At 43.1% G+C, this 13,944-nt stretch carries 11 protein-coding genes, 17 tRNA genes and 1 rRNA gene; 26 read left to right on the forward strand and 3 right to left on the reverse strand.

Annotation, left to right across the window (positions count from 1 at the left end):
* The 18 genes from AC3Y23_RS14380 to AC3Y23_RS14465 all read left to right on the forward strand — a co-directional run.
* Positions 1-97: ribosomal RNA gene (locus AC3Y23_RS14380) — 23S ribosomal RNA — on the forward strand; the annotation flags it as partial.
* 62 nt (positions 98-159) lie between these two features.
* Positions 160-235, forward strand: a tRNA-Asn gene (locus tag AC3Y23_RS14385).
* A gap of 3 nt (positions 236-238) precedes the next feature.
* Positions 239-331: transfer RNA gene (locus AC3Y23_RS14390), tRNA-Ser, on the forward strand.
* A 15-nt stretch (positions 332-346) separates the two neighbouring features.
* A tRNA-Glu gene (locus AC3Y23_RS14395) sits at positions 347-421 on the forward strand.
* A 55-nt stretch (positions 422-476) separates the two neighbouring features.
* Positions 477-552: transfer RNA gene (locus AC3Y23_RS14400), tRNA-Val, on the forward strand.
* Positions 553-593: 41 nt separating this feature from the next.
* Positions 594-670 (forward strand) — tRNA-Met (locus AC3Y23_RS14405).
* A gap of 4 nt (positions 671-674) precedes the next feature.
* A tRNA-Asp gene (locus AC3Y23_RS14410) sits at positions 675-752 on the forward strand.
* A gap of 12 nt (positions 753-764) precedes the next feature.
* Positions 765-840 (forward strand) — tRNA-Phe (locus AC3Y23_RS14415).
* A 20-nt stretch (positions 841-860) separates the two neighbouring features.
* Positions 861-936 (forward strand) — tRNA-Thr (locus AC3Y23_RS14420).
* Positions 937-941: 5 nt separating this feature from the next.
* A tRNA-Tyr gene (locus AC3Y23_RS14425) sits at positions 942-1,027 on the forward strand.
* 4 nt (positions 1,028-1,031) lie between these two features.
* A tRNA-Trp gene (locus AC3Y23_RS14430) sits at positions 1,032-1,105 on the forward strand.
* 23 nt (positions 1,106-1,128) lie between these two features.
* Positions 1,129-1,204: transfer RNA gene (locus AC3Y23_RS14435), tRNA-His, on the forward strand.
* Positions 1,205-1,249: 45 nt separating this feature from the next.
* Positions 1,250-1,325: transfer RNA gene (locus AC3Y23_RS14440), tRNA-His, on the forward strand.
* Between the two features lie 46 nt (positions 1,326-1,371).
* Positions 1,372-1,447, forward strand: a tRNA-His gene (locus AC3Y23_RS14445).
* Positions 1,448-1,464: 17 nt separating this feature from the next.
* A tRNA-Gln gene (locus tag AC3Y23_RS14450) sits at positions 1,465-1,539 on the forward strand.
* A gap of 5 nt (positions 1,540-1,544) precedes the next feature.
* Positions 1,545-1,619, forward strand: a tRNA-Gly gene (locus tag AC3Y23_RS14455).
* Between the two features lie 7 nt (positions 1,620-1,626).
* Positions 1,627-1,700: transfer RNA gene (locus tag AC3Y23_RS14460), tRNA-Cys, on the forward strand.
* A gap of 29 nt (positions 1,701-1,729) precedes the next feature.
* Positions 1,730-1,808, forward strand: a tRNA-Leu gene (locus tag AC3Y23_RS14465).
* A 742-nt stretch (positions 1,809-2,550) separates the two neighbouring features.
* Here the strand turns inward: AC3Y23_RS14465 and msrA are convergent.
* Positions 2,551-3,054 (reverse strand): peptide-methionine (S)-S-oxide reductase MsrA, encoded by a 504-nt coding sequence (gene msrA / locus AC3Y23_RS14470; RefSeq protein WP_379200018.1) that lies wholly within the window; start codon positions 3,052-3,054, stop codon positions 2,551-2,553.
* A gap of 447 nt (positions 3,055-3,501) precedes the next feature.
* Between msrA and AC3Y23_RS14475 the strand changes: the two genes are divergently transcribed.
* The 5 genes from AC3Y23_RS14475 to AC3Y23_RS14495 all read left to right on the forward strand — a co-directional run bounded on the left by AC3Y23_RS14475 (position 3,502) and on the right by AC3Y23_RS14495 (position 9,180).
* Positions 3,502-5,172, forward strand: coding sequence for a peptide ABC transporter substrate-binding protein (locus AC3Y23_RS14475; protein ID WP_379200020.1), 1,671 nt, complete (start codon positions 3,502-3,504; stop codon positions 5,170-5,172).
* Positions 5,173-5,242: 70 nt separating this feature from the next.
* Positions 5,243-6,178, forward strand: a complete 936-nt coding sequence (locus tag AC3Y23_RS14480) for an ABC transporter permease (RefSeq protein WP_379200022.1) — start codon at positions 5,243-5,245, stop codon at positions 6,176-6,178.
* Positions 6,178-7,167, forward strand: coding sequence for an oligopeptide ABC transporter permease (gene opp3C, locus AC3Y23_RS14485; RefSeq protein ID WP_379200024.1), 990 nt, complete (start codon positions 6,178-6,180; stop codon positions 7,165-7,167). The genes AC3Y23_RS14480 and opp3C overlap by 1 nt, the downstream gene beginning before the upstream one ends.
* A gap of 8 nt (positions 7,168-7,175) precedes the next feature.
* Positions 7,176-8,261 (forward strand): ABC transporter ATP-binding protein, encoded by a 1,086-nt coding sequence (locus AC3Y23_RS14490; RefSeq protein WP_379200026.1) that lies wholly within the window; start codon positions 7,176-7,178, stop codon positions 8,259-8,261.
* A complete protein-coding gene (locus AC3Y23_RS14495) occupies positions 8,233-9,180 on the forward strand; it encodes an ABC transporter ATP-binding protein (RefSeq protein WP_379200028.1) in 948 nt (315 codons plus the stop codon). The genes AC3Y23_RS14490 and AC3Y23_RS14495 overlap by 29 nt, the downstream gene beginning before the upstream one ends.
* Before the next feature lie 238 nt (positions 9,181-9,418).
* On the opposite strand, the gene AC3Y23_RS14500 is transcribed toward AC3Y23_RS14495, so the two are convergent.
* Together AC3Y23_RS14500 and AC3Y23_RS14505 are read right to left on the reverse strand one after the other, a co-directional pair.
* Entirely contained in the window at positions 9,419-9,739 is a 321-nt protein-coding gene (locus AC3Y23_RS14500; protein ID WP_379200030.1) for a hypothetical protein, read from the reverse strand.
* Positions 9,740-9,778: 39 nt separating this feature from the next.
* The gene (locus tag AC3Y23_RS14505; RefSeq protein WP_379200032.1) at positions 9,779-10,495 is read right to left on the reverse strand and encodes a response regulator transcription factor; all 717 of its coding nucleotides are present in this window, start codon (positions 10,493-10,495) and stop codon (positions 9,779-9,781) included.
* Between the two features lie 178 nt (positions 10,496-10,673).
* Here AC3Y23_RS14505 and AC3Y23_RS14510 point away from each other — a divergent pair, with 178 nt between their 5' ends.
* The 3 genes from AC3Y23_RS14510 (at position 10,674) to AC3Y23_RS14520 (ending at position 13,878) form a co-directional block, all read left to right on the forward strand.
* Positions 10,674-11,540, forward strand: coding sequence for a carbohydrate ABC transporter permease (locus AC3Y23_RS14510; RefSeq protein ID WP_379200034.1), 867 nt, complete (start codon positions 10,674-10,676; stop codon positions 11,538-11,540).
* Between the two features lie 34 nt (positions 11,541-11,574).
* Positions 11,575-12,429 (forward strand): carbohydrate ABC transporter permease, encoded by an 855-nt coding sequence (locus AC3Y23_RS14515; protein WP_379200586.1) that lies wholly within the window; start codon positions 11,575-11,577, stop codon positions 12,427-12,429.
* Positions 12,430-12,540: 111 nt separating this feature from the next.
* Entirely contained in the window at positions 12,541-13,878 is a 1,338-nt protein-coding gene (locus AC3Y23_RS14520) for an ABC transporter substrate-binding protein (protein ID WP_379200036.1), read from the forward strand.
* Positions 13,879-13,944: the final 66 nt, after the last annotated feature.

Genomic DNA, 13,944 nt, shown 5'->3' on the forward strand with positions numbered 1-13,944 from the left:
GTAAGACCCCTTGAAGACGACGAGGTAGATAGGTTGGAGGTGGAAGTGCAGCAATGCATGGAGCTGACCAATACTAATCGGTCGAGGGCTTATCCTATTAGATAAAATGCAAATTCGTTTCGATCCAGTTTTCAGGCGATTAAGGCCTGATATGAATATTCCCTGATAGCTCAGTTGGTAGAGCACTCGACTGTTAATCGAGTTGTCACAGGTTCGAGTCCTGTTCGGGGAGCCATATGGAGAGGTGTCCGAGTTTGGCCGAAGGAGCACGATTGGAAATCGTGTAGGCGCCACAAGCGTCTCGAGGGTTCGAATCCCTCTCTCTCCGCCACTATTATTACAGCAAGGCCCGTTGGTCAAGGGGTTAAGACACCTCCCTTTCACGGAGGTAACAGGGGTTCGAATCCCCTACGGGTCACCAATTTTACACTTGATTTTACATAGTGGAATGTGGTATGATAAGAAATGTCCGTTATGGAGGCTTAGCTCAGCTGGGAGAGCATCTGCCTTACAAGCAGAGGGTCGGGGGTTCGATCCCCTCAGCCTCCACCATGTAACCTCCTCTGGAGGACAAGGAAATATGTTTTTACTGACGCGGGGTGGAGCAGCCCGGTAGCTCGTCGGGCTCATAACCCGAAGGCCGCAGGTTCAAATCCTGCCCCCGCAACCAATTTGGAACCGTGGTGTAGTTGGCCTAACATGCCTGCCTGTCACGCAGGAGATCGCGGGTTCGAATCCCGTCGGTTCCGCCATTTAGACTTTATGGCTCGGTAGCTCAGTCGGTAGAGCAGAGGACTGAAAATCCTCGTGTCGGCGGTTCGATTCCGTCCCGAGCCACCATGAAGTATACAACTTAATATGCCGGTGTAGCTCAATTGGTAGAGCAACTGACTTGTAATCAGTAGGTTGGGGGTTCAAGTCCTCTCGCCGGCACCATCTTTGGGGGATTAGCGAAGTGGCCAAACGCATCAGACTGTAAATCTGCTCACGTACGTGTTCGGTGGTTCGAATCCATCATCCCCCACCATTTTAGGGGCATAGTTTAAAGGTAGAACAACGGTCTCCAAAACCGTTGGTGTGGGTTCAATTCCTGCTGCCCCTGCCAATTCTTTATTAAAGTTTAATATGGCGATCGTGGCGAAGGGGTTAACGCACCGGATTGTGGTTCCGGCATTCGTGGGTTCGAGACCCATCGGTCGCCCCATTTACTTTACTAAAATAATAGGCTTAACTAAGTCGGATTCATATGGCGACTGTGGCGAAGGGGTTAACGCACCGGATTGTGGTTCCGGCATTCGTGGGTTCGAGACCCATCAGTCGCCCCATTTACCTCACTGAAAATAATAAGCTTAATTAATTTGGATTCATATGGCGACTGTGGCGAAGGGGTTAACGCACCGGATTGTGGTTCCGGCATTCGTGGGTTCGAGACCCATCAGTCGCCCCATTATTGAAAATGTTTGTTGGGGATTAGCCAAGCGGTAAGGCAACGGACTTTGACTCCGTCACGCATAGGTTCGAATCCTATATCCCCAGCCATTTATGCGGACGTGGCTCAGCGGTAGAGCATCGCCTTGCCAAGGCGAGGGTCGCGGGTTCGATTCCCGTCGTCCGCTCCATAATTACGGCGCCATAGCCAAGTGGTAAGGCAAAGCTCTGCAAAAGCTTTATCCCCAGTTCAAATCTGGGTGGCGCCTCCATTATTTTTGGAGTTTCAATAGTTGAATATGCCGGTGTGGCGGAATGGCAGACGCGCTCGACTCAAAATCGAGTGGGAAACCGTGGAGGTTCGAGTCCTCTCACCGGTATACAAGCAGAAAAGCTCATTAGATGCAAAGTCTAATGAGCTTTTTTATTTGCTTCAAAATCTATTCATGGCATAGGAGAGAAAACCTTCGAACTGTACTCCTAATGAGAGTAAACATCGGCTGTAGATGCGCAGCCACTATGACCAAGCCACTCTAGACCTTCTTTCATCCTACACCATTTGCTAGCAGCAAGCTCGCGCAGCTATGATATCTAATTCGACGGAAGCTGTGACTACGAGCTCCTGGTTCGCCTTAAAGCGGAACAGAAGCAAATCGTGCTATGTATGAGGACCCCTACTGCACAGATTGCCTCGAATACATTTACGTAGATACTATGGGTGAACGAATTAAGCCAGGATATCATTCAAAACTATTTGTTTGGGAACTGACCCTATAACTTGAGACAAAATAAAACACCTTCAAGAAAATGTAAACATGTCATAAGATGTGGATACGATCTTGGAGGTGTTTTTGCGTTGACAACAAGAGTAAGCACTTAGTAGAGACTAAGATAAATGAAATTAGCAGGTTTGATTAAGGACCTGAGTAAGGGCCTGAGCATTCGTTAGTGCCGGGCTAACTCAGTTGAGCTTAATTGAGAGTAGGGCTGTCATTACAGCAAAAATAATAAATAGCTTCCCCGTCTTGAGGATCACATTAGGATCGCCTAATACACCTATTGCCTACTTTTTCAGCCTAGAATAGATGGATAATCTGTTAGATGGAAATGGAGCGTATGCTTTCATTTCTTCTCATCATCCTTAATCAAGCTAAAATCAACATGACACTGTGCATTCGGATTATTGGCAAGGTACTCTTGATGTTTTGCCTCTGCAATTTGGAAGTGATGAAGATTTCTTGCTTTTGTATGAATTGGTTGTGTATATAGTGCAGATTTAGAAGTAATGGCATTATCAATCATTATTTTATCAGACAAATTTTCATAGAAGATCCCTGTTCGATAGTGAGGACCTTCATCAGGCCCTTGCTTATTGTATGAAGTGGGATCAATTATTCTAAAGAGATGATCAATAATATTATCAAGCGATATGAGATTAGAATCATAGGTTAGCTTAACAGATTCAATTAGGTCATCGTAGTTATTTGTATCTATAGACTCATCTTCATGTCCAAATCCAACTTCTGTATCGATAATCCCTTTTAGGCGTCGATAATATTCCTCTACTCCCCAAAAGCAACCTCCTGCAACCACTATTGTCCGAATTTCATCATTACTAAACGTCATACTATTCTCCTCCATGGCTGGGATAGATATGTTTATGCTGTACATGTTTCCAAGCCCCTATTTCGTAAACGTAGTATATCACAATAAAAAAAATTTTATAAGTTTAATTCTTACAATTCGCATTTGAATTATTGACATAACAAACTATAAATATTATAGTAAATTACATTAGTGTTGCAATGATGTTATCAAAATTTTCAAACGCTTATTATATGTAAATCATCATGAGCTCGGTGGCATACATGAATCGTAAATTACATATCTCTAAAAGCTTTCAGCGGAAACTTGCTATGTTTTTAGCTTTATAAATTTACCGTTTAATTATCTTTTACTAGAAGATACAGCTTTTAATAGAGGATATAATAATTGGTTTTTGAATTTATTTTCACAACATTTACTCCTTCGTGTGGTGCAACTCTAGTGAATACGTAAACAAGGAGACTATTAATGAGTAAAAAGTTATTTGTATTAGGCATCGCTTTATCAGCAGTTCTTATTTTTACCGGTTGCACATCAACTAAAAATGATAGTGCTGCTGAAAGTAAAAATGTCACTGAAGGTAATAGTGTCTCTGAAAGCTCTAAGCGTGTTGTTAAATTTGCAAAAGACGTAGATATTATCAGTCTAGATACAACCCTCGCTTCAGATGGCTTTTCTCTTGAAATGATAGAAACATTTACAGATGGGCTTGTAGATTACGATAAAAACGGAAATATAGTTCCACGTATTGCAACCGATTGGAGTCATGACGATAGCGGGAAAGTGTACACGTTTAATTTAAGAAAAGATGCTAAATGGTCGAATGGTGAGCCTGTTACTGCTAATGATTTCGTGTATTCCTGGCGCAGAGCTGCAGATCCAGCAACAGCAAGTGAATATTCAGGTTTTGTAGCTGACGCGGGCATTAAGAATGCAGCTGCGATAACTGCAGGCAAGCTGCCAATTGAAGAATTGGGTGTTAAAGCGCTGGATGACCATACTTTAGAGGTTACACTTGAAACAGCAGTTCCCTATTTTATTAAATTTTTGCCCATCCCTGTTTTTAATCCTTTGAATGAAAAGTTTGTTACTGCACAAGGTGATAAATATGCTACGGCTCCAGAATATTTATTGTCTAATGGTCCGTTCAAATTCTCCGAATGGAATAAACTAAACAGCTGGAAAATCATAAAAAACCCGGATTATTACGCGGCAAATGATATCAAAATTGATGAAGTGGATTTTGTTAAACGCCAAGACTATTCTGTTGCAGCGTTAGAGTTTGAAAAAGGAGATATTGATGTAACCAAAATATCGTCCGAGCTCGTTGGCAGATATGCTGCTAATAAAGCATTTACCAGTGTAGTAACGGGTTATGTGTGGTATCTTTCCCCGAATAACCAATTTGAAACACTTAAAAATAAAAACCTGAGATTAGCGCTGGGTTATGCAATTGATAGAGATCATATTGCCAATGATATTTTGAAAGATGGATCGATTGGAGCAGACTTTATTGTACCTAAAGGTTTAGCTACGGATTCGGAAGGTGAGGATTTCCGGGATACTTCTCCTACATTCCAAACCTATAACGTTGAAAAAGCCAAGGAATATCTAGATAAAGCTAAAAGCGAGCTAGGTGTTAATCAAATAACACTCGAATTGCTAATTGAAAATTCTAATGAAATCAAGAAAACGGCAGAAGCGATTCAAGCGGACTTGCAAGCATTGGATGGTATTAAGATTAATATTGTCACGGTAACCAAAAGCGAACGTCTTGCCCGTATGAAAAAAGACGATTATCAGCTGGGATTGACTAGATGGGGTCCAAACTATGGAGATCCTTATGATTATCTCGGAACGCTATTCCTTTCTAACTCGAACTTCAATTATCCAAAGTACAATAATCCAGCTTATGACCAAATCGTGAAGAAAACAGCTCCAGGAGGGGCATTCGCTACGGATGAAAGTAGTCGTTGGAACTCTTTCAAAGAAGCAGAGAAACTGCTTCTGGGCGAGGACGGAGGAGCTATACCTGTGTTCCAAGCAGGGGAAGCGATGCTGATTAATCCGAAAGTAAAGGGCGTAGAATACTTCGTTGTAGGCGGACTTATTTCTTATCGTAATATTTCTGTTGAGTAAAAAGTAATAACTACAAAGCAAGAGACAAAAGAGCGCATTGCGCTCTTTTGTCTGCTAAGAGGTGAGATTTATGACAAAGTTTATTTTAGGGCGTATATTCTGGGCAATAGTTACATTGCTGGTTATTCTATTTGTTCTTTTTTTACTCCTAGAGTTTTTACCGGGATCGCCATTTAATGATGAACGATTAACAACTGACCAAATCACAATATTACGTGAACACTATGGTCTAAATAAGCCTTTCTTTGAAAAAGCATTTATTTTTTTCTTGAACGCAATAAGAGGAGATTTTGGTATTTCTTATTCTATTGTAAAAAACCAGCTAGTATCCGGTATCGTTTGGTCTCAATTGGGCGTATCCGTCAGAATTGGATTCCAGACGATGGTGTTGGGGAGTATTCTAGGCATAATGTTAGGGATCATCGGCGCGACTAGACTTCATACATGGAAGGATAGCGCTGCTACTGTAGTCTCCGTAATCGGTGTAAGTATTCCAGCTTACGTATTTGCTTTGCTGCTCAGTTACTATATTGGCTATCGTCTAGGATGGGCAGATCTAACTTATTCGATCGAGCATCCCTTCAGATCATCGATACTGCCAACATTGGCCTGTTCGATGTTTGTCATCGCACAAATAGCTCGCTTCCTTAGGACAGAGCTGATTGAGACGCTTAATTCTGATTATATTCAACTTGCCCGTGCAAAAGGGGTTAGATCCAAGCAAATCATTTATAAACACGGCTTACGTAATGCAATCATTTCCGTTATTACAGTTGTGGGTCCATTAATGGTTAATCTGATGACAGGATCATTAGTTGTTGAGAAAGTCTTTGGCATACCGGGGATTGGGAGTTTATTGGTTGATGCGATTCTGGTAAAAGATTATAACGTGATTGTCATGATCGCTTTTGTCTATAGCGCCCTCTATATTGTTGTTAATCTGCTCGTTGATATCTTATATGGCGTAATAGATCCAAGAATTCGTGTTGCAAAAGGAGGTGCGTAATGGCAACAAATTTATTTGAGTTTGATAAACGTCAAAATCACACAGAACAAGAAAGCATTCAGAGTGGCAGCTTCTTTAAAGATGCTTTTACGCGTTTTCGTAAAAATAAAGGTGCAGTTTTTGGCGTTGTTGTTATTATCGTAATCTTTTTGCTTTCATTAGTGGGTCCTCTTATGAGTGGAACAACGTTTGATCATGTTGAGAAGAGTCAATTAAATCTACCGCCAAGAATTCCATTAATAGAGAAGATAGGTATATTCAATGGTAAAGCAGATGGAATTGATATGTATGATAGTGAGTCTCTGAAGAATGTATACTATTGGTTTGGCAGTGATAGTTTAGGGCGTGATTTATGGGCCCGCGTTTGGAAAGGGACACAGATATCATTTTTAATCGCGTTCGTTGCCGTAAGTATTGACGTTATTATTGGTATTACTTTTGGTCTTATCTCAGGCTACTACGGCGGTAAAATTGATGGGGTAATGCAGCGGTTTATAGAAATCCTCAGTGGTATTCCCAGCTTGGTCGTTGTTATTATCTTTATGGTTTTATTAGAACCGGGAATCATCACAATTATACTTGCGTTGATACTAACAGGCTGGATAGGTATGAGCCGCGTTGTTCGTTCTCAGGTTTTAAGACTGAAAGAGCATGAGTTTGTATTAGCAGCGAAAACGCTGGGCGCTTCCAACTTCAAAATTATGATCAAAGAATTGTTACCCAATATAGCAGGGCAGATCTTAGTCATGTCTATGTTCTCTATACCGAGTGCTATCTTTTATGAATCCTTTTTGGCGTTTGTTGGTCTCGGACTTCAGCCTCCTCAAGCTTCACTTGGCGTTTTAATCAGCACAGGCTATCAAAGTATATTAACACAACCTTATATTGTTATTTCCCCTGTCATTGTGTTATCGCTATTAATGCTTAGTTTCAATCTCATAGCGGATGGGCTTCGCGATGTGTTTGATCCCAAAATGAAAGACTTGTAGGTGATAATATGAAGGACAATACATTATTAGAGGTTCAAAACTTAAAACTTAAATTTAAAATGAACTCCGGTTTTAATCATGTCATTCGCGATGTGAGTTTCGATTTGAATCGTGGGGAGACACTCGCTATCGTGGGCGAAAGTGGCAGCGGGAAGTCCATAACAACGAAAGCCATTTTAGGACTGGCAGGTAATAATGCCGTGATTGATGGAAGTATTTTTTTTCACAACGAGGGAGAAACTCTTAATTTAACAACACTAAGTGATAAAGAATTTGAAACAAACGTGCGTGGCTGTAAGATTGCTATCATCTTTCAGGATCCTATGACAAGCTTAAATCCCACGACCACTGTGGGAAAGCAAATTATGGAAAGCATGCTAATTCACCGTAAGGTAGCGACAAAGAAAGAAGCTTATACTCAAACACTGAAGCTATTGGAGCTTGTCGGGATAGAAAATCCCTTAAAACGGATTAAACAATACCCCCACCAGCTCTCAGGCGGGATGAGACAGCGTATAGTGATAGCTATTGCCCTCGCATGCGAACCTGATTTATTAATTGCAGATGAACCAACGACTGCTCTTGATGTTACAATACAGGCGCAGATCATTGATTTAATTAAAGATATTCAAAAACGTACAGGTATTGCCATTATTTTTATCACTCATGATCTTGGTGTTGTAGCTAATGTAGCCGATCGTGTTGCAGTTATGTATGCAGGACAGATTGTTGAAGAAGGTCGGGCAAATGAAATTTTCTATAATCCAAAGCATCCTTATACCTGGGGCCTTCTTTCTTCAATTCCTTCGCTGACAGATGATCCCCATGAAGAGGTATATTCGATTCCAGGTTCACCGCCTAGTTTAATTGAACCTCCTCAGGGGGATGCCTTTGCTTATCGAAGTGATTACGCACTTGCCATTGATTTTGAAGAAGAGCCCCCATACTTTAATGTAACCTCTACACATCGTGTAAAGAGCTGGCTGCTAGATGAAAGAGCACCTAAAGTAGAGCTGCCTGAAATACTCGCAAAAAGGCTGGCAAAATTAAGAGGGGGACGGATAAATGAGCCGCAAAAAGATACTGTCCGTTAAGCATCTGCATCAGCATTTTAAAATTGACCGAAAAACGACTGTTCGTGCTGTCAATGATGTATCCTTTGATATTTATGAGGGCGAAACCTTCAGTATTGTTGGTGAAAGTGGAAGTGGCAAAAGCACGTTGGGCCGCTCGTTGATACGCATCTATGATTACCAGCAGGGCGATGTTACATTTCTTGATGAGAAAATTTCTGGCCCTCTAAAAAAAGATAAAGAGAAATCTCTAAGAAGGAATATGCAGATGATATTCCAAGATCCTATGGCATCGCTGAACCCAAGAAAAAACATTCTGGATATCGTTGCATTGGGATTGGATATTAATCACTTGAGTCATTCGGCTGAAGATAGAAAACAACGTGTTATTAATGTACTGGAAAGTGTGGGTTTGTCAGGATCACTTATAAATCGTTATCCTCATCAATTCTCAGGAGGACAACGGCAAAGAATTGGAATAGCAAGAGCACTGATCGTTGAACCAAAGTTTATCATTGCGGATGAGATTATTTCCGCTTTAGATGTATCCATCCAGGCACAGGTCGTTAATCTCATGAAAAAACTACAGAAGCAACACAATTTAACCTATATGTTTATTGCTCATGATTTATCAATGGTACGATCGATCTCGGATAGAGTAGCCGTTATGCATCTGGGTCATATTGTTGAGCTTGGGACAGTGAAGGATATTTATGAAAATCCGCTTCATCCTTATACGAAGTCATTGCTATCTTCTATTCCAACTCCCGATCCCTTTGGTGAGAAGGCAAGAATTCGCCAGCTTTATAATAAACATGATATTGTTTATAGCGATGCTGTAATTCATCATTTAAGTGATACACACCAGGTTCTTGCATCAGATCATCATTTGAAACGATGGAAAGAAAGCCTTTATGATCCTTATTTAAGAGAGTTGTAAATCTGACCCAACAATTTGTCGTTTCAGCGTTTACTATAGTTACATCCATTTTTGAGGTAGATGAAGAGAGTGTCCCCGTAGCCATAGGCTATACGGGACACTCTCTTCTGTATTGAGCCGACCCGAAGGGCGGCTAATGGCAGGGAAGCAGCGAAAGAGACAACGGCGTCAGAACCGGAAAAGCAAAATAAAGAACAGCAGGGACCGCTCCTGACTGTTCCTATAATCTGTAGCAAACTTATTTGCTTTTTTTCTTGTCTGTTTTAGCTGGTGCTTTAGCAGGTGATTTGGCGGGTGATTTCGCTGGTGTTTTAGCTTCAGTTTTTGCTTTATCTTTTTTCGTTGGGGTAGCTGTTGGCTTAGGAGTGTCTTCTTTCACAGGAGTTGCTTTCGTTGTATCGGTGAGTTGCCCCATTGGAGCAGTATTAGGACTGGACTGGGTAACGGTAGTACCGGCTTTTTGGCCAGCCGACGATGTTGCAGTGGCAGCGAACGCGGATTGAGCGGAGATAAGGGAGATAGCCAGCACTGCACTTAGCAATGTTAATTTCGTTTTCATTCTAATCAGACTCCTATATGTGTATTCTGTTGGAATCTATCAATCAACCGAACTCCTTTCCGTCCGCAGTCGATAACCGTGCCCCCTTATGGTATCGATCGGAAGTTCCTTTATTTTTCTACGAAGCCGCTTCACCAGATCATCGATCGCCCGGTCATAGCCATAATAATTATCTCCCCAAATCATCGTAAGCAACGCGTCCCGCGTGAACGCCCGATTCGGCTGCTCAGATAACTTCTGCAGCAATTCAAATTCCTTCAGGGTCATTTCGACTTCTTCTCCAAGCCAGAACACACGTCGCTCTTCCAAGATGAGCCGCAGCTCGCCAACTTCTAACTCCGTGTCTTCCGGTTGCGAAGGGACAAGCTTCTCCTGGGCTTGACGAATCGAGCTAATCCGTTGGAACAAGCGGTTCACACGTGCGACTAATTCTCTCGGGCTGAACGGTTTAGTCAAGTAGTCGTCGCTGCCTAGCTCAAGCCCGAGGATGCGATCAACTTCTTCATCACGCGCCGAGATCATGATGATCGGCACTTCCGCCTCTTTACGAATTTTTCTGCACAACTCGAAGCCGCTCATCCCTGGAAGCATGATATCGAGAATCCACATATCTGGCGGATCGTTCTTCCACAGCTCCCAAGCGTCTTCGGCAGTCGAAAACTTCATCGTACGGTATCCCTCTTTATACAAATAAGTCGCAACGATTTCCTGGATCTGGATATCGTCGTCGACTACGGCGATTTGATAGGACTTCATGCAGTAACCTCCCCAACATTTACCCGAGGACAATTCTACCATAAAAGGTTCAGAAACGGCCCGATTCCACACGTTTTCCACATTGCTTACATATTTACTCCCAGATTTGTTTGTAAACTAATCGATGTACAGCCGTTCCGAACAAAGCGTTGATCGGCTCCCGATTGGAGGTTTCTTCGTGAAGTTTCACCGTCTGGCACGCAGGGAGCTTCTAGCTGCCTTAGGTTTTCTGGCTCCGAGCTTGTGTGGATTTTCCTTGTTCTATCTCATTCCGTTCGGTCAGAGTGTCTTGAACTCGTTCCAGGATCGAATTGGAGGAAGTTTCACGTTGTCCAATTACAACGAATTGTTCCTTAGCTCCTCTTTTCAAAAAGCGATGTCTAACACGTTCTGGTTCACCATGATTAGCGTGCCGATTCTCGTTACTGTATCACTTTTGTTAGCGTTACTCTTGAATCAGCGGGTATTTATTCGGAACTGGATACGCACTGCGTATGTACTGCCGCTTGTTGTGCCTGTTGCTTCGATTGTACTAGTCTGGCAAATCTTATTCGATTGGAATGGCACATTAAACGCTGTTTTGCAGCATTTCGGCCTTAGCCGTCACGATTGGATGAAATCCGACTGGGCTGGCTTTGTGATTGTGCTGGTCTATGTATGGAAGAACATCGGTTACAACGTCATCCTGTTCCTGGCTGGCTTGCAGAACATTCCGGATCAATATTATGAAATTGCCAATCTGGAAGGGGCAGGTCCAGTTCGCAGGCTGTTCGGAATTACGCTGACGTATTTGACGCCGACGACATTTCTGGTCGTACTCATGTCTGTGCTGAACTCGTTCAAGGTGTTCCGTGAGACGTATCTTGTCGCTGGTGCATACCCGCATGACCGTATCTATATGATGCAGCATTACATGAACAATATGTTCCTGTCCCTGGATATCCAGAAAGTATCGTCCGCGGCGGTGTTGATGGCGCTTTGCATTATGGTGCTTATGTTAATTCTGTTTCGCACAGAGCAGATTTTCCGCTCTTATATGGAGTAAACACAAGAAAAAGGTGAAGGGGGTGAATGAGGTGATGAAGCAATGGGTCGCGCCGCTGCTGCGTTCGTTGTTGCTGATCGCCATCGCCGTCCTGCTGCTTATGCCCGTTGTCCTGAACATTGTCAGTTCCTTCATGACAGAGCGGGAGATTACGTCAAATTACAGCATGTTAGGCAAAACCGATACGAGCGTATTCGTTAATCTGAAGTGGATTCCCGACTGGGTGTCGTTCCAGCAATATAACAAAGTACTAATCGCGACACCGCAATTTCTACACCTGTTCTGGAATTCCATATTGTTAGTGGTTCCTATCATCATCGGACAGGCGTTCGTGGCAACGCTCGCTGCATTCGCGTTCGGCAAGCTGTATTTTCCGGGCAGGGATGGACTGTTCTTACTTTATTTGATGACGATGCTGATGCCGTTCCAGGTGACGCTTGTGCCCAACTACTTGATGGCCGATCGGCTGGGTCTCCTAAATCATCCTAGCTCTATCATACTGCCTGGTATATTCGGCGCCTTTGGTGTGTTTCTGCTTCGGCAATTTATGCTCCAGATCCATTCGGCTTTTATTGAAGCAGCCAAAATCGATGGGGCAGGATACTTGCGAATATTCATATCGATTGCACTTCCGATGGTGAAGCCGGGTGTTGCCGCACTCATCGTACTCCTATTCGTCGACTATTGGAACATGGTCGAGCAGCCGCTTATTTTTCTGCAGGACGCTGCGATGCAGCCACTCTCTGTGTTTCTCTCCCGCATTCAGGAAGATGCGCTTGGCGTCTCTTTTGCCGCCTCAGTTATATACATGATGCCGATGGTACTTCTGTTCTTAAGCGCCGAACGGTATTTTATCGAAGGAATCCAGCTTTCCGGCGTGAAAGGCTGAGCGAAGAGAATAGGCAATATGAGTTCTGCCAAGTCAACGGATTGCTGGCTTTACGATGGCTGTGTTTCTTCTGCAACAACCAAATTTGACTACATTGAGAGGATGATTCATTTGAAAAAAATAGGGTTGATCGTCATGCTGTCCAGCGCCATGCTGTTATCTGCTTGTTCTGGCAACGAAGAAGGAGGTACTAAAGCCGAGACGGAGGGCGGCCAGAAAACTGTCGTCATCTCTGTCATGAGGAAGGATCGTTTCTTGGAAACTGCAGCGCGACAATTTGAGGAACAGCATAAGGATATTCATATCGAAATGAAAGAATATAAAGCATCGGATGTCACCGGAGACGGCGGTATGGCCGTAGAGTCTATCTCACTAGCAGACGTGGAAAAGTACGTGCAATCGCTGACGACGCAAGTCATTTCCGGTAAAGGGGCCGATCTTATTCTCATGAGCGAATTGCCCCAGGACAAATTCGTCGCCAAAAAACTGCTGGTGAACTTGAACGATCTATTGTCTAAAGACAGCTCGTTCGATCGAAATGCACTATACAGTAATATTTTGCAGGCATCCCAAGACGGAGAGGGTTTGTATGCTATGCTGCTCTCTTTCTCGCTCTCCCTGTTTCAGGGAAATACAGAGTTATTAAAGAAGGCGAATATTTCAGTTGATGCTAATAAAGCGTGGAGCTGGAGCCAGTTCAAGGATGTTGCCCAAAAGCTGAAGGAGCAAGGCGATGCCGAAAAGCTTATTAGCCTGGATCCCCTGTCGCTGCTCTTCGATTTTATCGAGGACAATTATTCTCAGCTTGTAGGGCAGGGTCAGCCGAACTTCGACTCGGATTTATTCCGCAATATGATAACACAAATCAAATCAATGTATGACGAAGGCTTACTCAGTGATGGAATGTCGTTCGATAACGGTAATGCGGCATTTCAAATGGTGAATGTATTCAGCCCCGAGCAAGCACTGACAAAGCCCCAGGGTATGGATTATTACCAGAAGCCGAACGCAAGCGGGCAAAAGGTTGGTGCACCGTTCCAGCCTACGTACAGTTTAGGGATAAACAGCAAATCTGATGTTCAACAGGAAGCGTGGGCATTCATCAAGTTTTTGCTTTCTGATGAAATGCAGGCTTCCCCGAATCTCGCGGGAATACCAATGAATAAAGGGATCAGTGATAAAAAATTCAAGGAAACTCTGCAAAAAATAGAGAGCGGAACACTGGAAACCATGATACCACTAGACATGCTGCCGGATGGCGAGACAGTAAAAAAACGGATTGAGACGGTAGAGAAGCTGATCTCGGAAACCAATTTTCGAAGATCTAGCGATATGAAAGTGATAACGATCGTCATGGAAGAGTTCAATAGCTTCATGAGCGGACAGAAATCGGCAGAAGAAGTAAGTAAACTTATCCAGAACCGAGCGAAAACATATTTGAATGAGTAACGGAAGAGGGGGAGATCGTTACTGGATCTCTCCCTATCATGAGTTTTAGAGGCAGGAAGAAATGGA

Source organism: Paenibacillus sp. MAHUQ-45, from assembly GCF_058133325.1.